Consider the following 20,833-nt stretch of genomic DNA (forward strand, 5'->3'; position numbering starts at 1 on the left):
GCTTTCTTTTGCTAGGAAATGTCGTAATGGCTACCAATGTAGTTGGTTACATGGCCATCGGTGCCGACGACTGCCGAAATGGTCAGCCATTTCGGATAGATCTCTCCGTTCTTGCGCCGATCCCATACCTCTCCCTGCCATCTACCCGTACGGCGGATGGTTTTCCACATGTCGCGATAAAAGTCTTCACCATGGCGACCAGACTGGAACAGCTTCGGTGTCCGACCGACAACTTCATCGGCCGTATAACCACTGCTCTCGGCCATTGCCTCGTTGATTTTCAGTATGCGGCCATCGGCATCAGTGACCAACATTGCCGTATCCGATTCGAAAGCGGTGGCGGCAATACGAAGTTCCCTCTCGGCACGTTTGCGATCCGTAATGTCGAGGATCAGTCCGATCGTTTCGACCGGTTTTCCATGCTCATCCGGAACGACCGTGACCAGCAAATCAACCCAGAGCAGGTCGCCTTGCCTCGAGAGATAGCGCTTTTCCATTCGGTAGACGTCGCGTTTTCCGGCTTCAATTTCTTCCAGAAAGGCGCGTTCGGCTGCCAGATCATCAGGGTGGGTGAAGCGGCCGATGTTCATTCCGACCAGTTCTTGCCGCGTGTAACCGAGCAAGTGAGCCAGGCATTCGTTGGCTTCAAGCAGTGTTCCCGACAGGTCGGCGATCGCCAGTCCGGTATAGGCTCTCTCGAATACATTGCGAAACCGTGCTTCGCTGGCATGAAGCGCCGCTTCAGCCAGCTTTCGTGCGGTAATGTCGCGGACCATGACGACAATGGTCCAGCCCTCTTCCAGTAGTTGCGCATGGCGCCGTATCTCGACCCAGACCGCAGCGCCATCCTTGCCTATGCGCTGAGTTTCCAGAGGGGTTGCATCCGAACGACCGGTGATGAGCGCATCGTAGGCATCTTCAAGTTCGGCCCGCGACATCCCAGCCAACACCCAGGATTCGACGGCAAGCAATTCTTCGCGTGACTGGTTACGGAAACGACATGCTGCATCGTTGACATGGATAAGCCGCATGCTGGCGCGGTCGACAACAAAAATGCTGTCATCAATGGTTTCCATTGCCGCGGCAAAACGCTGCAATTCATCGTCACTACGCTTGTTGCTCATTGCTTGTTGCTCATGTCGTTCCTGCCGTCAGCCGCTCCAATTTGCGAGGACGACATTAAATCTGAAAGCGCCCGATTTGTGCTTTCAGCCCTTGAGCAATCAGTTCCAGCTGGTTGGCTGTTTCCGCCGTGCCACGGATTGTGGAGGATGTTTCTTCAACCATCTGGGCAATGGTTTCGACGCGCTGGGCGATGGAGGTACTCGCCGCGCTCTGCTCACGGGTGGCATCGGCTACTTCGCGGACTCGTCCGAGCGTGCGGCCGGCTCCGGCCTCAATGGCGCGCAGGGAATCGGAGGCAGAACCGGCCAGCTCCACCCCATGCTCGACTTCGGGTAGCGCCGAGTTCATGGCCGACACAGCGCCGATGGTGTCTTTTTGAATGCCAACGATCATCTGCTCGATCTCGATGGTGGCTGAGGACGTCCGTTCGGCAAGTTTGCGCACTTCATCCGCCACGACGGCAAAACCACGCCCCTGTTCGCCGGCGCGGGCTGCCTCGATGGCCGCATTGAGGGCGAGGAGGTTGGTCTGTCCGGCAATATCCTTGATCACGTTGGCAATTGAAGAGACCTGCTTGGTACGATCTTCAAGTTCGTGAATCTGCCTGGAGGCTTCGGCAACGGTAGAGGCGATTTTCTGGATGGCGACGGTCGCCTGTTCGACCCGCTGGCTGCCTTCGCCGGCTTCGGTCATCGCGGCCAGCGAATCCTGCTCGGTTTCGTTGGCGCTCTCGGAAATGTGGTTGGAACTGACGGTCAGCTCCTCGATGGCGGCGGCCATGGCCGATGTCGCATCGGACTGGTGGTCGGCGGCGATGCTGACTTCCCGGGACGCGGTGCTGATCTGTTCGGCGTTTTGCACCACCTGGTTGGCGCCCACATTGATTTCCTTGACCAGTTCGCGCAGCGAAGAAACCATGGTACCCAAGGCGTGGAGGAGGCTACCTTCAGGCCGTTTGCCAACGGCTGCCGTCAGGTCGCCGGCAGCTACTTGTTGCATCACAGCCGTTGCTTCGGCTGGTTCTCCGCCCAGTTGTTTCAGGATGCCGGAACTGACTCGCCAGGCGATCAGGCTGAGCACCACGAGCAGGACAAAAGAAATGCCACCGAGGGACACTACGCCTTTCCAGTATTCAGTTTCCACGTCGTCGATATAAATACCGGTACCCAACACCCAACCCCAGGGCGTGAAACTGGTGGCATAAGAAAGTTTTGGTTCGGATTTTTGTTGGCCCGGCCGGGGAAAGACGTAATCAACAAAACCGCCGCCCCGCTGGCCTGCGGCAATAAGCTCCTGGAAGATCAGTTTGCCGTTGGCGTCCTTGAATTCTGCTGCATTCTTGCCTTCGGATTCTGGCTTGGGTGGCATCAGGACATAATTGGCGTTGGTGTCGATGATGAAAAAGTAGTCACTGGTGTCGTAGCGGAGCCCGCGCAAGGTCTCGCGCGCCGCACTTTTTGCTTGGTCCTCCGACAATTTTCCATCGGCAGCCAGCTTGTGGTGGTAAGCTAGCGTCCCGGTTGCCACTTCTACCAGATTTCGCGTTTTTTGCTTGCGATCATCCAGCATCGTGCCTTTGAGCTGCATCAAGGCCGCTACACAGAGCACAATCAAACCGATCAGTGTCAGACCAGTCAAAATCTGCATGCGCGTCGAAATGCGCAGATTGTTTTTCTCTTTCATTTCCAGTTCCCCTTGAATTTGGAACTAATGCTATTTGCAAGCTTGCAACCCTGTCTGTCCGAAAACGTACATAACATCAAATTGTTTTAGTTCATCATCTAATCTTTATGCGCCCCTCTCGCGACGCCCAAAAATCATGTCAGTAGCAATGCGCCAACATCATGTGAATCACCTGCTTGTCACTTTGTCGGCAGAAGAACTCAGGCGGCTGACTCCTTGTCTTGAATTGATTTTGTTGCCGCCAGGCTCCTGCCTCTACGAGCCGGGAACGCCAATTGAGTACGCCTATTTCCCAACCAGCGCAGTCATTTCTCTGGTCTATGAAATGGACGATGGCGCCATGGTCGAGATAGGCATGGTCGGAAATGACGGCGTGGTCGGCGTTGCGGCATTTCTGGAAGGCGAGAGCACGTTGAGTCGGGCTATTGTGCAGAACCCTGGATACGCCTACCGCTTAAGCGGAGAACATCTGAAAAGCGAGTTCCGTTGCGCTGGCCCGATGCAGAAGACACTATTGCGCTACACGTTGGGGTTAATGTCAGAAATGGCGCAAACGCTTGTGTGCGTAAGCCACCATTCGCTGGAGCAACAACTATGTCGCTGGCTGCTGTCGCGTTTTGACCGCTTGCCCTTCAACTATCTGGAGCTCTCCCAGGAAACAATAGCCAACTTGCTCGGAGTACGCCGTGCGGCCATTTCCGAGATTGCGGTCAGGTTGCGCCAGGCCGGATTGATTCACTATGAACGTGGTCGCATTGCATTGCTTGATCGACGGGGAATGGAGAAGCGGGTTTGCGGGTGCTATTTCACAATCAAGGCAGAGCAGGACCGATTGTTGTGGAAGGCGAAAGGAGTGCTGCTTGATGACCAGTCGGTTGTCGCTCCAATCGATAAAACTTGAATCATTGATTCGGTTTCGACGGTGGAGCGACTACGAGTTGGTTATCGATCTTCCGAATGGCCCTAGGAACTTAGCCTGAACATTCGGGCATGGGTCCGCGCTGCCTCGATCATTGTTACCAGATGCTCGGGGGACAGGCTCAGTTCTTCAGCAAAGATTTCGGCAATCCGTTCGATAGTCGCATCGGCGGCAACTGCATCTACGAACAGGGCGCGTGTTCGGCGGGCCAGGACATCTTCGATCGTCCGCGCAGCTTCGTGGCGGATTGCGAAGCGGATCATGGCTTCGGTGTAGGGCAGTTTCAGGTGAAGCAGCCTGTCGTGGCCGGGAAAGGCGGCGAGTAGGAGGGCGTCGGTGCCGTAGGCGTTGCTGGCGGGGTCATCTGTGTAGCCATGCAATTGCAGCGTTTGGGTCGGGCAAGGCGCGGCGTTTAATCCGGCGACTTCAATGGCCCGGTCGATGACCTGTTCGGCCATCAGCCGGTAAGTTGTCCATTTGCCGCCGGCGAGGGTGATCAGGCCGCTCGGGCTGATCAGGACGGCGTGTTCGCGCGACAAGGCTGCCGTGTTTTTCTCGTCGGTGTTGTCTGGGTGAATCAGCGGACGCAGGCCGGCGAAGGCGCTGCGGATGTCGGCCCGGGTTGGTGGTCGGGTCAAGACGCCAGCTGCCGTGCGCAGCAGGAAGTCGATTTCCTCTTCCAGCGGCTGCGGGTCATCGAGTTGCTCCAATTCCGGGCGCGGGGTGTCGGTTGTGCCGAGCAGCACCTTGCCTTGCCACGGAATGGCGAACATGACGCGGCCGTCCTCGGTTTTCGGGATCATGAGCGCCTGCTGGCCGGGCAGAAAATCGGCATCGAACACGAGGTGGATGCCCTGGCTCGGCGTTAGCAACGGCTGGGCTTTTGCATCGTCCAACTGGCGCACGCTGTCGGCGTGCACGCCGCTGGCGTTGATGATGGCGCGGGCGCTGACCTCGAATTCCTCGCCGGATTCGGTATTGCGCAGGACGGCGCCGGTGACGCGGTCATTGGTTTTGAGCAGGCGGGTCGCTGGCAGGTAGTTGAGGCAGGTGGCACCGAGGTCGGTCGCCGTGCGCATCAGCGTGATGGCCAGCCGGGCGTCGTCGAACTGGCCGTCCCAGTAGCGGATGCCGCCGCACAGGCCGGCGCTTTTTAAACCGGGCAGGGCGGCGAGGACTTCCTGCCGGTTCAGGCTGCGCGAGGCGGTAAGGTTGTGGCAGCCGGAGAGCAGGTCGTAGAGCTTGAGGCCGGCGGCGAACATCAGCCGGTCGATCTGATTCCACGCCGGGATGATGAAGGCGAGCGGATGGACGAGGTGCGGTGCGTTGCGCAGCAGGTACGAGCGTTCGCGCAGGGCGTTGCGGACCATGCCGATGTCGCCCTGGCGAAGATAACGCACGCCGCCGTGGATCAGCTTGGTGCTGCACATCGAGGTGCCGGAGGCGAAATCGCGGGCTTCGACGAGCAGCGTCCGATAGCCACGCGCTGCTGCATCGACCGCCGCGCCGAGGCCGCTGGCGCCGCCGCCGATGATCAGGACGTCCCACGGGCGCTGATCGCGCAGGGCGGCGAGCTTGTCGTCGCGGCTGGTCATGACTCGGCTTTGGCCCAGCCGAGGGTGCGCTGGATGGCGCGGTGCCAGTTGGCGAATAAGGCTTCGCGCTGGTCATTGGCCATCGACGGAGCGAAGCGGTGTTCGGCCTGCCACAGGGCAGTGAGTTCGGCTTCGTCCTGCCAGAAACCGACGGCCAGACCAGCCAGGTAGGCGGCGCCGAGGGCAGTAGTTTCGGTGACTTTCGGCCGCACCACGGGCACGCCGAGCAGGTCGGACTGGAACTGCATGAGCAGGTCGTTTCTGGCCGCACCGCCATCGACGCGGACTTCCCTGATCGGCTGGCCGGCGTCATTCTCCATGGCCTGCAGCACCTCGGCGCTCTGGAAGGCGATGGCTTCGAGGGCAGCGCGGGCGATGTGGGCGCGGGTCGTGCCGCGCGTCAGGCCAAACAGCGCGCCGCGCGCGGTCGGGTCCCAGTAAGGCGCGCCGAGGCCGGTGTGGGCCGGCACGAGGTAGACGCCGCCGTTGTCCGGCACACTGGCGGCCAGTGACTCGACCTCGCCGGCGCTGGCGATCAGGCCGAGGCCGTCGCGCAGCCATTGCACGGTGGCGCCGCCCATGAAGACGCTGCCTTCGAGCAGGTAGGTGGTTTGGCCGTTGCGCTGCCAGCCGACTGTCGTGAGCAGGCGATGCCGCGAGGCCATGGGCTGGGCGCCGGTGTTCATGAGCAGGAAGCAGCCGGTGCCGTAGGTGTTCTTGGCCATGCCGATGTCGAGGCAGGCCTGGCCGAAGGTGGCAGCTTGCTGGTCACCAGCCATGCCGGCCAGCGGGATCGCGGCGCCCAGCCACTCGGCCTTGAGCGTCGCGATTTCGCCGCTGCTGGCAACTAGGCGCGGCAGCAGGGCGGAGGGAATGTCGAGCAGGGCCAGCAATTCATCGTCCCAGCACTGGCGGTGGATGTCGAAAAGCAGGGTGCGCGAGGCGTTTGACGGGTCAGTGACGTGCTCGCCAGTCAGCTTCCAGGCCAGCCAGCTGTCGATGGTGCCGAAGGCCAGTTCGCCGCGCTCGGCCCTGGCGCGGGCGCCGGGGATGTGGTCGAGCAACCACTTGAGCTTGGTGCCGGAAAAATAGGCGTCGAGGACGAGGCCGGTGCGTTGCTGGAACAGGTCGGCGTGGCCGGCGGCGGTCAGGTCGTCGCAAATGCCGGCGGTGCGCCGGTCCTGCCAGACGATGGCGCGGTGCAACGGCTGGCCGGTGGCGCGATCCCAGAGCACGGTGGTTTCGCGCTGATTGGTGATGCCGACGGCGGCGATCTGGGTGGCCACAATCCCGTTGTCGCGCAGTACGGCACGGGCGACGGCGAGCTGCGCCGTCCAGATTTCATCGGCGTCATGCTCGACCCAGCCGGGTTGCGGGTAGTGCTGGGCGATTTCCTGCTGGGCGAGGCTGTGGATGTTGCCCCGGCGGTCAAACAGGATGGCGCGCGCACTGGTCGTGCCTTGGTCGAGCGCGAGGACGAACTGCTCGGAAGGTGCAGGCATGGCGAACTCCGGCAAACGTTGTGCGGCCAGTATAACCGGCCAGGCGCGGGCTTGGCAGGGCTTTCCCGCGCCGTCGGAATTCGTCGAGGCTTACAGAATCGCCAGCACGTTTTCCGGCGGGCGGCCGAGGGCGGCTTTGCCGCCGTTGACCACGATGGGGCGCTCGATGAGCTTTGGGTTGGCGATCATGGCGTCGATCAGCGCGTCCTGCGACAGCGACGGGTCGGCCAGATTGAGTTCCTTGTATTCGGCTTCGCCCTTGCGCATCAGGGCGCGGGCGTCGGCGAAGCCGAGCTTCTTGAGCAGGCCGCTCAGCGTGGCGGCATCAGGCGGGGTGTCGAGGTAGGCGACGATTTCCGGTTCGATGCCCTTTTCCTTGAGCAGGGTGAGGGTATCGCGGGATTTGCCGCAGCGGTTGTTGTGGTAGATGGTGATGGTCATGTTCATTGAGCGGTTGGGGATTTCAATTTTGGGCAAAATTTCCGGTTGACCGTAGCAATCGACTCAGGTGCCGCAGAAGGTCATGTAGCCGGTGGTGAAATCAGTTGGTGCCGGCTCGGCGTATTCGGCGTCGGCCAGACGCTCGTCGAAAGGAGCGCGAATGACGGCGAGCAGGCGTTCGAAGGGGGCCAGATTATTGTCATCGACGGCGGCATCAAGCACAGCTTCGACGCGGTGGTTGCGCGGGATGTAGCAGGGATTGGCTTGCTTCATGGCAGCCACCAGGTCGGCCGGACGTGTCGGCTGGCGGGCTTGCCAGCGGCTATGCCAGTCGGCGAAGTCGGTGGCTTCGGCCATCAGGGTGTTGAGGCGCGTGGTATCGCCGGCCGCCGAATCAAACAGGGCGCGGAAGGCGACCGTGAAGTCGAGGCGGTTTTGCTTGAGGATGCGCAGGAAGTCGTCGATCAGGGCGCGGTCGGCTTCGGCATCGCCCGTTTCGTCGATGCCCAATTTGGCCCGGAAAACGCGTAGCCAGTGGATAGCCTGGCGTTCGGGCAGGGCATCGATGACGGCAGTGGCGGCCTGTACGGCGCGCTCTGCGTCGGTGTCGATGAGCGGCAGCAGGGTTTCGGCCAGTCGCGCCAGATTCCAGCGAGCGATGCCGGCCTGCTTGCCGTAGGCGTAGCGGCCGGCGCTGTCGATGGAACTGAAGACGGTGCCGGGGCTGTAGGTTTCCATGAAGGCGCAGGGGCCGTAGTCGATGGTCTCGCCGGACAGCGTCATGTTGTCGGTGTTCATGACGCCGTGGATGAAGCCGACGCCGAGCCAGCGCGCCACCAGTTCGGCCTGCCGCTCGCCGACGGCGGCCAGCAGATCGAGGTAGGGCTGCGGGCTGGCGGCCAGCGCCGGGTAATGGCGGGCGATGACGTAATCGGCCAGCCGCTTGACCTGTTCCGGCCCCTGGTGGGCGGCGAAGAACTGGAAGGTGCCGACGCGGACATGGCTGGCGGCGACGCGGGTCAGCACGGCGCCGGGCTGGGCGCGGTCGCGGCGCACCATGTCGCCGGTCGCCACCACGGCCAGCGAGCGCGTCGTCGGGATGCCCAGGGCGTGCATCGCCTCGCTGATGATGTACTCGCGCAAGGCCGGCCCGAGAGCGCACTTGCCGTCGCCATTGCGCGAAAACGGCGTTCGGCCGGAGCCCTTGAAAGCAATGTCGCGGCGTTCGCCGTGGCGGTCAATGACCTCGCCAAGCAACAAGGCCCGCCCATCGCCCAGTTGCGGCGAAAACTGGCCGAACTGATGGCCGGCGTAGGCTTGCGCAATCGGCTCTGCACCTTCCGGCACGCGACTCCCGGCCAGTATCTCGATTCCTTCCGGCGATGCCAGTGCCACCGGGTCGGCCCCCAACTCGCGGGCCAGTTCATCGTTCAGGCGGATCAGGACCGGCTTGCTCGCCGGCGTCGGCTTCCAGTGAACGTAGAACTCCTCAAGGTCACGGACATAGGAGTTGTCGAAGGCAAAAAAATGTGGCGCAGGGGCGTTCATTGAAATCATCAAAGGAAGATTGGCTTGCGGGAAAAATCGCGGTCGGCGGGGATTTTGTCGCAAATCTCGCTGCGGCCACCGCTTCAAGCAATTTCGATGCTAATGGGTGGGTTTGGTTCCCTGGCGGCCGCGAATGGCAAGGGAGCGGGCAAGCCGGAATATTTCAATTTTGGGCAAATTTTCCGGTTGACCGTGGAAAGACGACAAAGGCTTATTGCTTCCATGGCTGGAGTTCGTGCTGCAGCCCGTTTCGCTGGTCTATCGCGGCAGAGAAGGCAAGTGTCGCGATTCAAATGCTCCGCAAGGTGTCCACCACCACGTGCAGCTGGGCCAGTGTTTGCGCCAGACATATCGCGCATGCGTCGCCATCCTTTGCGTCGGCAGCGCGTTCGAGTTGCGCCGCCGCTTCGCCAAGGTCAAAAGCGCCCAAGGTGCGGGCGACACCTTTCAAGGAGTGGGCCATCCGCAACTGCGTTCCCCAGTCGTCAGCATTTCTCGCCTGGATAAAGTCCTTTTCGAATACCGCGCCGTGCGTATCGCGAAACTTGGCCAGCAACCGCAGGTACAGGGACATTTTGCCGACATGGGTCAATCCGACCGCCACGTCGAGCCCGGGAAGTTCAGGGTAGGGCACGTTCCCGGTATCGCTGTCGTCGCGATGAACTTCCGGAGGTTTTGGGGATGGCGCGCTGGGCCGCCAGTCTGGCATGCAGGCGACCAGCTGCTCGTAAAAGTGCTCCATCCGGACTGGTTTTGCGATATGGCCATTCATTCCTGCCCGGAGGCAGTGCTCCTTCTCCTCGAGCAGCGCATTGGCGGTCAGCGCGATGATTGGCAGATCGATATATTCGGATTGTTCTCGTAGCCGCCTGGTGGTCATGTAGCCGTCCAGGATCGGCATTTGGACGTCCATCAGAATAACGTCGGGGCGCTTTTCGGATACGGCTTTCAGGCATTCCTCCCCATTCACCGCGAAGCGAGCCGTCAGCCCGGCGTTTGCGAGAAGCTCGCCAATGACTTCACGGTTGATTTCGACGTCTTCGGCAATCAGTATGTCCAGGCCGCTGAAGCGCGACCATTGCCGCGCGGCAACCTTGCGCCGTTCGACCGGAGGTGATTCCGGAGTGGAAATACCCAGACGGTTGGCCAACTCAACATATAGATGGCGGGCGCAAACCGGCTTGCTGAGCAGGCCGTCGATTTCACCGGCAACGCCGTCAAGCTCGCTGTGGTGGCTATAGGCCGTGATCAGAATAGCCCTTGGCGCGCGCTTGTTGCGCTCGGCATAGATGGCGCGCATTTTCCGGATGGTTTCGATGCCATCCATGCCCGACATGCGCCAATCGACGATGCATAACAAATAGTCCGACGGCGTCTCGACATCCATTTTCCGGATCGCCTCGTAGCCGCTGGCGGCTAACTCTGCCCTCAGGCCCAGCTGACTGGTCAGATGACACAGTATGTTCAGCGAGACAGGATTGTCGTCGACGATCAGCACCGGACGTTGTGCCTGCTCGGCAAGGCCCAAACCGAATTCGCGAAGGCCGATACGCCGATCGGGGCCGAGGATTTTGAGACGAACCGTGAAATGGAAGGTGCTCCCATGTCCCAGTTCGCTTTCCACCCAAATTCGCCCGCCCATCAGTTCGACCAACTGTCGGCTGATCGATAGCCCCAACCCCGTTCCGCCAAAACGACGCGTTGTCGAGGAGTCGGCCTGAGTGAACGGATCGAACAGCCTGCCAACCTGTTCTTCGCTCATGCCAATGCCCTGGTCACTGACCGAACAGTGAAGTTCGAGATCATCCTCACCGAGCGTCGTGGTTCTGACTTTGACGATGACGTTGCCACCGGTTGAAAACTTCAGGGAATTGCTGACCAGGTTGGTTAAAACCTGTCCCAGCCTCAGCGGGTCTCCCTCCAGCAGGCGCGAATCTTCATCAATATCATAGTAGAGCTCGATTCCCTGGTTCTCTGCTCGCAGGGCAACCACACTCGAAAGACGATCAAAAACGGACTCGAGCACGAAGGGCGTCTGGTCCATTTCGAGTTTGCCGGCTTCGATCTTCGAAAAGTCGAGGATGTCGTTGATGATGGTGAGCAGGCTTTCCGACGCCGATTTGATCTTCGAAATATAGTTGAGCTGCCGGGCACTCAGATCGGTGGCCAGGGCCAACTCCGCCATGCCGATAATGGCATTCATCGGTGTCCGGATTTCGTGGCTCATGTTGGCCAGAAATGCGCTTTTTGCCCTGGTAGCAGCCTCAGCGTCGGACTTCGCTTCCTGCAGTTTGGTAACGTCGAAGAACCAGGCGAGGACAGTTGGACTTCCCTCGTAATCGATGTTCATGTAAGAGCCCATGGCCCAAACATGCGGTTCTTCCGGATTATCCGGAAAGCGAATTTCGACCAGACGATTGAGGACCGACTCGCCACGGGCGAGAGTGGCGCGGATTTCGTCGAATACATTTGGATCAGCGTAGTAGCGGCTTACCTCCTCGTTATTCATCTCTTCTTCGGTTCTGCGCACCAGATCGCAAAATGCCTTATTCACGAACAGGATATGGTGGTCTTCGACTCGGGCAATGCGAACCGCCATCGGTGAGGCGGCCAGTACCCGCCCCAGCGTTTCCTGCTGCCGACGCAGTTGTGAATAATCGATGATTGCTGAACGCGTAGAAACAAACCGGCCGGCGTCATCGAGGACAGCCGATGCCGACAGCAGCACGGCTAGGGTGCGGCCATTCTTGCATATCAATTCCAGTGGCAATTCGCGTATGGCTTCCCCGGCGCGGATTATCGGGAAGTTCTGTTTGAATGTCTCGACTGCCGAAGGCGTCAGAAACTCGGTAATTTTCCGTTGCCCGACAAGTTCCTCGCGGGTGTATCCCAGCCAGGCCAGTTCAGTGTCGTTGATTTTCTGAATGAAGCCATGCTGATCCAGCGAGTGATAGCCGCAAGGTGCGTGGTTATACAAGTCATCCAGTTCGTCCGCTTGGTGCTGGATCTGCTGCTCGGCTGCTTTCAGTTCGGTGATGTCGTAGAGCAGGACAAAGACCCCTCTGACCGATCCCGGTTGTCCGTCTGGAATGTAATGGGCCACCAAATGCCTGGCGGATTTGTCGTTATTCACCAAGGAACGCTCGAAACATTGTCGTTCGCCGTTCAGTGCGGCCCGCATCTGCGCTTCACTGAAGCGGAAGGCCTCTTCGTCAAGCAACTCACGCATTTGCATGCCATTGATCTCTTCCGCCGTCTTGCCGAACAAGTCCAGATAGGCGCGATTGGCGAAACGATTGCGCAATTCGGTGTCCCAGTAGGCAATCATGCTGGGCAGTGCATCGGTGATCGCACGAGTGAATTGCTCGCTTGCGGTCAGCGCCTCGGTTCGTTGATTGACTGTCAGTTCCAGGTGGTCCCGCTCGTTTTGCAGGGCGAGAAACTGTTCACGAATGACCTGATGAAGGCGGTTGAAATGCTGCAGAAAGGTGCGAATCTCCCGGCTCCCGCTTTCGGGTAGCTCTATCAGTTCCTTGTTTGGCAGAAGGCCGGCAATTTTTGTTGCTGCGTTTTCGAGTGGCTTGAGCTGACTGTTCAGTAGTCGCAGAACCACAATGCCGGTGATGAGCATGGCCAGGATGGCACCAATCCAGATGGTTTGTGTAAGGTCTTCCAGGGGAGCGAGCGCCTGCCTGACGGGGACGTAGGCCACCACCAGCCATTTGATGTCCTTGATGATCGCCGCATGGGAGATCAGTTCGTTACCTGCTTCATCCATCGACCGCCCGGCACCGGTAAACCCCTCGTTGATTCTGCGCTGCATGAGCGGGTCGGCTGCTTCCGCCGAAACCTTCGTCAAAACCTTCGCTGCATCGGTGCTGGCGACATAGGTACGTTCGTCGAGCGAGATGACCTGATAGCCGCCAGACGGGCCGTTATGGGCAAAATCGGAAATATAGAACTGGCTGCCCGAGCCAAGGTCGTCCGAGCCGCAAATAACCGCGACAACGGCCCCCGCCTTGTCCAGCACAGGTACCGCAAAGATGAGATTCGGACGTCCGGAAAATCGTCCGACAAGCGGCATGATGACCGGATGGCGCGTCTGGATGGCGAGATTGAAATAACGTGCTGCGCTGTAATCCGTATTGACCTTCTGGCGCTGCGGAATCTCGGCAATCCGGGTTCCTTTTGCCGAAATAACATAGACATCCCGCGCAAAGAAACGATTGATACTGGGCTGGCTGGACAGGTGGTGCTGGACGGTGTCGCGGTTCGTCCAGTCTTCGGGTGACAGACTTTCGGCCACAGCCTGCAGCAACCCGACACGCTCCTTTACGCCGTGATTGATCCAGTTGCTGACCAACCCGAGATTGCTTTCTTGCTGCACCTGCAACTGATCGAGAAAACTGCTCTTGAGCTGGCTCTCGGCAATCATCGCAAGCGATGCGAGGCAAACGGCCTGAAGAACCAACACACCGAAAGTCAGCTGGACTCGCAGCGAATCCCAGTAGTCTGCTATCCGTTTCCGGCCATTTGATTCCATCCGGCGCCCCCTGTTTGTTACTTGGCCAAGTATGAGTCGAGCAAGGCTAGCACTAATTGTAAAGGTGCGGATATTGGGGATATCACTATAAATAACAAAAATAATCGAGTCATGTTTCGCCTATCCGTTTCTCGGTTTTTCAATTGCCAACCGAACGCAAAAATTTGCGATCACACCGAGCGATACTTACTTTCTTGAGTTGCTGCTGCGGGTTGTGACTGAAACGAAGACGCGATTACCGCTTGGCCGTACTTCGCTTTGCAGGTTTCGGTCTTTTCTCCCCATCGCCAGCCGATGATCGCCCGGCTGCTGGCTTGGTCGGGTCGGCATGGTCGAGCCAGATCAGCGTGTCGATGTAGGACATGAAAGCCTGCAGATAGTCCGGCGCGATGTCGCGCATGCGTTCGAGGCTGCGCAGGACGAGGTGCTGGGAGTTCATGGGGCCGGCGTTTTCGGGGGCCTGGGCGAGGGTCTGGGTGAGTTGTTGCTCGGTGCTGAGCTTCGACCACTCGTTGCGGAAGATGGCGACGGATTTGAGTTCGGGGCCTTGCGGGCGAGGGCCGGCCGGGGCGGATTTCGATTTTGGGCGATTTTTCCGGTTGACCGTGGAAGCCTCGTTGGCGGGCTGCATGGTGCCCGTTTGGTCGTGGGCTTGGACGCTGATGTAGGCAAGCAGATCGGCCAGCGGGCTGGTGGCGTTTGTCGGGGCAATTTCGGTCGGCGCAGGAGCCAGGCGGCTGACAAGCTCGCTGGCGGCGGCGCTGATTTTGGCGTTGAGCGCCTGACGAATGGTTTCCGGTTGCGCGGCAGCGCGGCGGCTTAGTGCTTCGAGGTAGGCGAAGCGGACGGGGTCGCGGTCGGCGGCGCCGCTGGTGCGCAGGGCGTCGAGTTGGGCCGGGATGTCACCCGTTTCAGCCATTGCCTTCCTTGCCGTTGGTCCGCGACTTGGGCACTGGCGCCATTTCGACGCGGCGGTTGCGGGCGCGGCCGTCGGCGTCGGCGTTGTCGGCGACTGGCTGTTGCGCGCCGAAGGCGGCGGCGAAGATGGACGATGAGGGTACGCCGTCCTCGATCAGCGTGCGCGTGACGGTCAGGGCGCGCTGGGCCGAGAGTTCCCAGTTGTCGGCGAAGCGGCTGTTGCTGCCGCGCACGGGCATGTCGTCGGTGAAGCCGCTGACCATGAGCATCTGTTCGCTGGCGCCGAGATAGGCGGCGATGGGCTGGGAGAGGCTCTTGAGGAGTTGCTTGCCTTCCGGCTGCAACTGGTCGGAGTTGAGCGCGAAAAGCACGTTGCCGCTGATGCCGATCTTGCCGTTACTGAGCGTTACGCGGCCCGAGGCGAGCGGGCCGGCCAGGGCCTTTTCGAGGGCTTCGCGGCGTTGCTCTTCCTGCTGGCGTTTCTGGATTTCGCTTTCGAGGCTGGTGACCAGTTCGAGTTGCACGCCGAGCACGCCGACCAGGATCAGCACGAAGGCGCCGAGCAGGCCGGCCATCAGGTCGCCGAAGACGGCCCAGACGGGCGTGCTGTGGTCGACGCTGGCGTCGATGTCTTCCATCGTTATGCCTCGCTACCGGCGACACGTTGCAGGTCGTCGACCATCTTCTTCTGCGACATGATGCTGAGGTCGATGATTTCGCGCGCCTGGGCGACGTAGTAGGCAAGCTGCTCGTCGCTGCGCGTCAGCGACTTGGTCAGGCCGCCTTCGATGCGTTGCAGCGCCGCCATCATCTTGTCGTTCGATTCGGCAAAGAGCTTGACCGCAGTGCCGAATGCCTCGCCCAGGCTGGCCACTTCGAGGGCGCCGCCGGTGATGCTGGTGCCGATCTCGACCAACTTGCCGGCTTCGCTCTCGACCTTGGCGGCGAACTGGCTGCCGGCGCGTTCGAGCAGGTCGGCCGACGAAGAAACCAGCGCGTCGATGGCGCTACGCTGCTCGGTCGAGGCGTGGTTGATGGCGTCGAGCAGGGCGCCCAAGGTTTCCATGATGCGGCTGCGTTCTTCGAGCAGGCTGTTGTCGCGCGCCATGCTCGCCGACAGTTCGTGGCGCAACTGGCCGATGACTTCGGCCGCCGCCTTGGGCGCTTCGGCGGCGGTCTGCATGAGGCGGGTGACTTCGGCGATGGTCGTTTCGGCCTGGCGCTGGTGGGCGGCGACGAGGTCGCGGGCGGTGTCGCCGAGCGTTTGCGTGATCTTTTCCTGCTGGGCTAGCGTTGCCTGACCGGCCTGTTGCCATTGCGCTTCGAGCTTGCCGGCCATCGCCGTGAGGGCATCGGTGAAGCTGGCCTGGCGGGTCTGTTCGCCGGTCGCCCAATCGCGTTGCCAGTCGGCTTGGGTGGCGCGCATGTCAGAGAGCAGCGCGGTGGTATGTTGGGCGAAGGTGTCGGCGAGGCTGTTTTGCGTTTTGTCGAGCGCTTGCGTCAGGCGGTCGCTGGCCTGTTCGTGCTTGGCCAGGGCGCCGGTCCAGTTGTCGGAAACCGCTTGCACGGCGCCGTCGAAACGCTGGGCGATGCCGTCGAGCTGGCTGGCGACCTGCTCGCTGATCGCTGCCTGCTGGGCCTGCGTGGTCTGGGCGAAAGCGGCGTAGCTGGCGTCGATGGAGGTGAGCAGCGCCTGGGTGCGTTCGCCGAAGGTGTCGGCGACCTGGCTGACCGCCTGATCGAGGCGGGTGGTGACGCCGCCGAACTGACTGGCCAACGTGGCGGCCAGTTGTTGCTGGCTGGTGGCGGTGGTTTCGGCCAGCGCGGCTTGTTGTTGCGCGGCGTCGGCCTGCAGCTTGGCTTGGGTGCTTTCAACCGAGGTGAGCAAGGCGGCTGAGCGTTGCTCGAAGGTGTCGGCGTAGGCGGTGAGTGCGGTTTGCAGTTGGTGGTGCTGGGTGGCGGTGACCTGTTCGTGGTGGCTCAGGGCTTGCGCCCAGGTGTCGCTGACGGTGGTTACGGTTTGCGTGAACTGGCCGGCGATGCCCGCCAGCTGCGTTTCGACGGTGCCGAACAGCTTGTCGTGCAGGCCGCGCGTTTCGTCGGCGATGCTCGCCATGGTGGCGGTGACGACGGGCTGGATGGTCTCGGCGGCGACCGTTGCGCTGTCACGCAAGCTGGCCTTTAGCGACTGGTCGACGGACTCTGCCAGGCCGGTGTACAGCCCCTTGGCTTCTTCGTGAAAGCGTTGTTGCCCGGCCAGTAGTTGGTCGCCGAGTTGGCGGCTCTGTTCGGCCATCTGGTTCATCATGGCGTCGAGTTTGCCGACTAGTTCGGGCAGCGCTTGCGACTGCGCCTGCAGAGCCTTGAAGGTTTCCTGACGCTGGTAGCTGAGCGAGAAATCGCGCAGCACGCTGGCAATCTTGCTGTCGAGCAGTTGCCCGACTTGCAGGCGGTCGCGCCGGCACAGGGCGGAAATGAGGCCGAGCATGGCCGAGGTGGCGACGCCGGCGACCGAGGTGCCGAAGGCAACGCCGAGCCCCTTGACCGGCGCCGCGAGCGCCGAACGGATGGTGTGCAGGTCGGTGGTGCTTTCCAGCGCCAGCACGGCGCCGTTCAGCGTGACAACCATGCCGAGGAAGGTGCCGAGCATGCCGAGCAGGACCAGCAGGCCGACGAGGTATGGCGTGATGCCGGGGCCGGGCAGGGCGATGCGCTCGCCTTCGATGCGCAGGCGGACAGCGTTCTGCAGCGCGGCCGGCACCTGTTGCAGCCATTCGCCCAGGTGGCCGATGTCGTTCGGGATGTTGCCGAGCGCTTTGCACAGCGCGGTGCTGTTGTCGTGGAAGCGGCGCATTTCGAGGGCGCCGGCGATATAGACCACAGCGATGATGCACGAGACGGTGAAGGCCAGCGTGTGGCCGCCGATGTAGCCGATGGCGACCCAGACGACGGCGAACAGGCCGAGGATGAAGGCGAAGAGACTGAGGTTACGGTTCATTGAGGCTTTGTTTCCTTGGTTTCGCTGGGGCTGCCGAGTGCGGCAATCAGGCCGGCGACCGGCTTGAGGCGCAGCTCCAGTTCGGCGAGCAGTATGGTCTTGGCGTCTTGGCAGAAGGCTTCGAGCCAACTGCCCGGCTGCGTCCAGGTGGTCGGATCGTCGGCGCTGTCGTCGGCCAGGGCGGCGCAATGTTCGGCGTAGCGCTGGTCAAAGCGCTTGCCGAGCATGATCGGGATGTTCGACAGCAGGTTGCGCTCGCGGGTGAATAGAAACTTTTCGAAGGCGGCGTCGAGGTCGGCCAGTTGTTTGCCCGCCGCCGACTGGCTGGCCAGCGCCTTGCGGGCATTGGCGCGCAGGGCCGTGATGGCGCTGTTCATGTCGCGCTGGTGGGCGAGGTAGTAGCGGTGGTAGGGCGAATAATCGGCGGCGCTTTCCGGCGTGGCGTTGGGCAGCGGGGTCGGGAACGGGATGCGCGCCGGGGTGTCCGAATCGGCGCTGAAAACACCATCGTTGTGGATCGAATCGCTCAGGTTGCGGCGGACGCGGGCCAGTTGGGCCGGCAAGTCGCTGTTTGCCGAAGCGATGGACGCACCGCTGCCGGCCTCGCTATTGAGGACCGAAAACAGCGTCAGCGCATCCGAAAAGTCCAGCCACTGCCCGAGCCGTTCGCCGAAATCGTATTTCGGATCAGGGACTTCCGGGAGGGTGTCGGACAGGACGCGGACGAGGGCAGAGCGATTGAAGGTGGCGCGTTGCAATTCACGCGTCATGATCATGACCTGGTTCGACGTCGAAAGGGGTCGCAAGGCTACTACAACTTTGCGCCGCGGTCAGCGGTCTCCGCTCTGCCGTTTCTGGGAGTTTGCTGCGTCAGCCCTGTTGGTGAGGTTTTCAGCAAGCACCGTGCCGTTGCGAGCGGGTATGATTAGCCGAGAACGAATAAAAACATGATTTCTGCCATTACCAATCCCTCGCGATTTTCCCGAAGCCTCTGGCTGATGCTGGTCGTGTTCGTCACGTTTGTCGTCGTCTTCTTCTTTTATGTGCGTTCGGAAAAGCGGATCGACGAGGCTAACGAACTCCGCGTACGTTCCTATTGGATGGCGCAGGAGTTGCGTCAATCGTCCGATGACCTGACGCGCATGGTGCGCAGCTATGTAATTACCGGCGATCCACTGTTCAAGCAGCACTATCAGGAAATCCTCGATATTCGCGATGGCCGCAAGCCTCGCCCGGTGGATTACCAGAATATCTACTGGGACATGGTGGGCGCGGATGACCGGCGCCCGCGTCCGTCGAGCGGGCAGCAAATTTCCCTGCTCGACATGATGCGTCAGGCCAGTTTTTCCGAGCCGGAATTCGCCAAGCTGGCACAGGCCAAAGCCAATTCGGACAACCTGACCCGCACCGAATTCGCCGCCATGGCGCTGGTCGAATCCGCCGCGCCGATCAGTGACGGGGTTCGCTTGCAGGCCAGCCAGATGTTGAACGATGCCGCTTATCATCAGGCCAAGGCCGACATCATGCGGCCGATGAGCGAACTGCACGAACTGTTGGTGGGGCGCACGCAAAAAATGGTGCGTGATGCGGAAGATTTTGCCTTGCTGATGCGAGGGGTTTTCATCTTGTTCGGGCTGCTCTTGCTGCTGACTGTGGGGCGTACCTACCAGGCCTTGCGGACCAGCCTTGGCGGCTCGCTGGATGAGGTGCATGGGCGCATCGCCCGTCTCGGGCAGGGTGATTTTTCGACCCCCGTTCGGGTTGCCGCGGGGATGGAAGACAGTGTGCTCGGCTGGCTCTCCGAAACCCGGATCGAACTGGCGCGCATTGATGCCGAACGCCGGCAGGCGTTGATCGATGTCGCGGCAAGTGAGTCCCGGCTGCGCACCATCATCGATAACGAGCCGGAATGCATCAAGATGCTTGATGCAAAGGGGTGTTTGCTCCAGATGAATCCGGCCGGACTGGCGATGATCGAGGCCGACTCACTGGAACAGGTGGCCAACCAGCCGATGCTCGATCTGGTTGCTCCGGAATACCGCGATGCTTTTGTTGACATGCACCACAAGGTGCTGGCCGGGGCTGCCGTGCAAATGGAGTTTGAGGTGTGTGGCCTGAAGGGCGGTCGGCGCTGGCTGGAGACCCATGCCGTGCCAATGACCGACAACGGCCAGACACTGCTCCTGGCCGTCACCCGAGACATTTCCGGGCGCAAGGCGGCGGAAGCCGAACTGGCTGCCTATCGTTTGCACCTCGAAGACCTGGTCGTCCAGCGCACTGCGGCCCTGTCTGTCGCCAAGGAAGCAGCGGAAGCAGCCAATGTTGCGAAGAGTTCCTTCATCGCCAACATGTCGCACGAGATACGGACGCCGCTCAACGCCATTACCGGAATGGTGCATCTGCTCAAGCGCTCGGGCGTGCAGCCCGGGCAGGCTGAAAAGCTCGAGAAAATCGACCTGGCCGGGCGACATCTGCTCGAAATCATCAATGCCATCCTTGATTTGTCGAAGATCGAAGCCGGCCAGTTTGTTCTCGAGGAAAGCGAAGTCAATCTGGGTGCGCTGACCGCCAACGTTGCCTCCATGCTCTCGGAGCAGGCGCACGCGAAAAACCTGATTCTGCGCTGTGATGTGCAATCGCTGCCCCATGCGCTACTTGGTGACCCGACGCGGATTCAACAGGCGATATTGAATTACGCCAGCAACGCCATCAAATTTACCGAGACCGGCGGCGTAACGCTGCGTGTCCTGCAGGAGGACGAGGACGACGACTGTGTTCGCGTCCGTATCGAAGTGGATGATACCGGGCCCGGCATTCCGCCCGCGGTACAGGAACGTTTATTTGCCTCGTTCGCCCAGGCCGACGATTCGATATCGCGCCGCTACGGCGGTACCGGCCTGGGGCTGGCTATCACCAAAAAACTGTCCCAGTTGATGGGCGGTGAGGCTGGCCTCACCAGCGAGATCGGAGTCGGTAGCACTTTCTGGTTTACAGTCAGGCTCAAGAAAGGGGCTGGCACCAAAAACGGGGTGGCGTCCGCCATGCCGCAGACGGCGGAAGCAAGTCTGCTGCGGACTTATGCCGGGCGGCGGATATTGCTGGCTGAGGATGAGCCAATCAACCAGGAAATCGCCGTCGCGCTGTTGAGCGATGTCGGTTTGCAGGTTGATGTGGCGAACGACGGCCTGGAGGCGCTGGCGCTGGCCGAGAAGAACGGTTACGACCTTATCCTGATGGATATGCAGATGCCCCGGATGGACGGCCTGGAAGCGACCCGGCGCATCCGGCAACTGTCGCCCGGCGACAATCCCCCGATCCTTGCCATGACTGCCAACGCCTTTGCCGAAGACAAGGCGCGCTGCTTCGCTGCCGGCATGAATGATTTCATCGCCAAGCCGGTGGTCCCGGACACGCTCTTTGCGAGCGTGCTCAAGTGGCTGGAACGGGGCAGGTAAGTCTGCCGCCGTTGCTACGGTCAACCGGAAAAACGGCTCAAAATTAAAGTCGGCCGCAGCCGTTGCCAGGTGCCATACCGAGCCGGCACCCACCGCCACCTCGGGT

The 20,833-nt window shown here is 61.0% G+C and carries 13 protein-coding genes; 2 read left to right on the forward strand and 11 right to left on the reverse strand.

Annotated elements, in window-relative coordinates; all coding sequences use genetic code 11:
* Positions 1–11: 11 nt before the first annotated feature.
* Both WBK19_RS04885 and WBK19_RS04890 read right to left on the reverse strand, forming a co-directional pair.
* A complete protein-coding gene (locus tag WBK19_RS04885) occupies positions 12–1,124 on the reverse strand; it encodes a PAS domain-containing protein (protein WP_511287490.1) in 1,113 nt (370 codons plus the stop codon).
* Positions 1,125–1,179: 55 nt separating this feature from the next.
* Positions 1,180–2,808, reverse strand: a complete 1,629-nt coding sequence (locus tag WBK19_RS04890; RefSeq protein ID WP_511287491.1) for a methyl-accepting chemotaxis protein — start codon at positions 2,806–2,808, stop codon at positions 1,180–1,182.
* A gap of 148 nt (positions 2,809–2,956) precedes the next feature.
* Between WBK19_RS04890 and WBK19_RS04895 the strand changes: the two genes are divergently transcribed.
* Complete coding sequence (locus WBK19_RS04895) at positions 2,957–3,709, forward strand: Crp/Fnr family transcriptional regulator (RefSeq protein WP_511287493.1); 753 nt, start codon at positions 2,957–2,959, stop codon at positions 3,707–3,709.
* Between the two features lie 62 nt (positions 3,710–3,771).
* Here the strand turns inward: WBK19_RS04895 and WBK19_RS04900 are convergent, their stop codons facing one another.
* From WBK19_RS04900 to WBK19_RS04940, 9 genes are all read right to left on the reverse strand, one after another.
* Positions 3,772–5,322 carry a glycerol-3-phosphate dehydrogenase/oxidase gene (locus WBK19_RS04900; protein WP_511287495.1) on the reverse strand — a complete coding sequence of 517 codons (1,551 nt, stop codon included), beginning with the start codon at positions 5,320–5,322 and terminating at the stop codon, positions 3,772–3,774.
* Positions 5,319–6,824 (reverse strand): glycerol kinase GlpK, encoded by a 1,506-nt coding sequence (glpK, locus tag WBK19_RS04905; protein ID WP_511287497.1) that lies wholly within the window; start codon positions 6,822–6,824, stop codon positions 5,319–5,321. The genes WBK19_RS04900 and glpK overlap by 4 nt, the downstream gene beginning before the upstream one ends.
* 90 nt (positions 6,825–6,914) lie before the next feature.
* Positions 6,915–7,271: an arsenate reductase (glutaredoxin) gene (gene arsC / locus WBK19_RS04910; protein ID WP_511287499.1), complete on the reverse strand. Its 357-nt coding sequence runs from the start codon at positions 7,269–7,271 to the stop codon at positions 6,915–6,917.
* A 57-nt stretch (positions 7,272–7,328) separates the two neighbouring features.
* Positions 7,329–8,813, reverse strand: coding sequence for a protein adenylyltransferase SelO (locus WBK19_RS04915; protein WP_511287501.1), 1,485 nt, complete (start codon positions 8,811–8,813; stop codon positions 7,329–7,331).
* 289 nt (positions 8,814–9,102) lie between these two features.
* Positions 9,103–13,356, reverse strand: a complete 4,254-nt coding sequence (locus WBK19_RS04920) for a response regulator (RefSeq protein ID WP_511287503.1) — start codon at positions 13,354–13,356, stop codon at positions 9,103–9,105.
* 235 nt (positions 13,357–13,591) lie between these two features.
* Positions 13,592–14,275: a DUF2894 domain-containing protein gene (locus WBK19_RS04925; protein WP_511287505.1), complete on the reverse strand. Its 684-nt coding sequence runs from the start codon at positions 14,273–14,275 to the stop codon at positions 13,592–13,594.
* Positions 14,268–14,912 carry an OmpA family protein gene (locus tag WBK19_RS04930; protein WP_511287507.1) on the reverse strand — a complete coding sequence of 215 codons (645 nt, stop codon included), beginning with the start codon at positions 14,910–14,912 and terminating at the stop codon, positions 14,268–14,270. The genes WBK19_RS04925 and WBK19_RS04930 overlap by 8 nt, the downstream gene beginning before the upstream one ends.
* Before the next feature lie 2 nt (positions 14,913–14,914).
* Positions 14,915–17,272 carry a DUF802 domain-containing protein gene (locus tag WBK19_RS04935; RefSeq protein WP_511287509.1) on the reverse strand — a complete coding sequence of 786 codons (2,358 nt, stop codon included), beginning with the start codon at positions 17,270–17,272 and terminating at the stop codon, positions 14,915–14,917.
* Positions 17,269–18,042: a DUF3348 domain-containing protein gene (locus WBK19_RS04940; protein WP_511287511.1), complete on the reverse strand. Its 774-nt coding sequence runs from the start codon at positions 18,040–18,042 to the stop codon at positions 17,269–17,271. Before WBK19_RS04940 ends, WBK19_RS04935 begins: the two co-directional genes overlap by 4 nt.
* Positions 18,043–18,219: 177 nt before the next feature.
* Between WBK19_RS04940 and WBK19_RS04945 the strand changes: the two genes are divergently transcribed.
* Complete coding sequence (locus WBK19_RS04945; RefSeq protein WP_511287513.1) at positions 18,220–20,727, forward strand: PAS domain-containing hybrid sensor histidine kinase/response regulator; 2,508 nt, start codon at positions 18,220–18,222, stop codon at positions 20,725–20,727.
* Positions 20,728–20,833 lie beyond the last annotated feature (106 nt).

Source organism: Azonexus sp. (assembly GCF_049652925.1).
Lineage (GTDB): Bacteria > Pseudomonadota > Gammaproteobacteria > Burkholderiales > Rhodocyclaceae > Azonexus.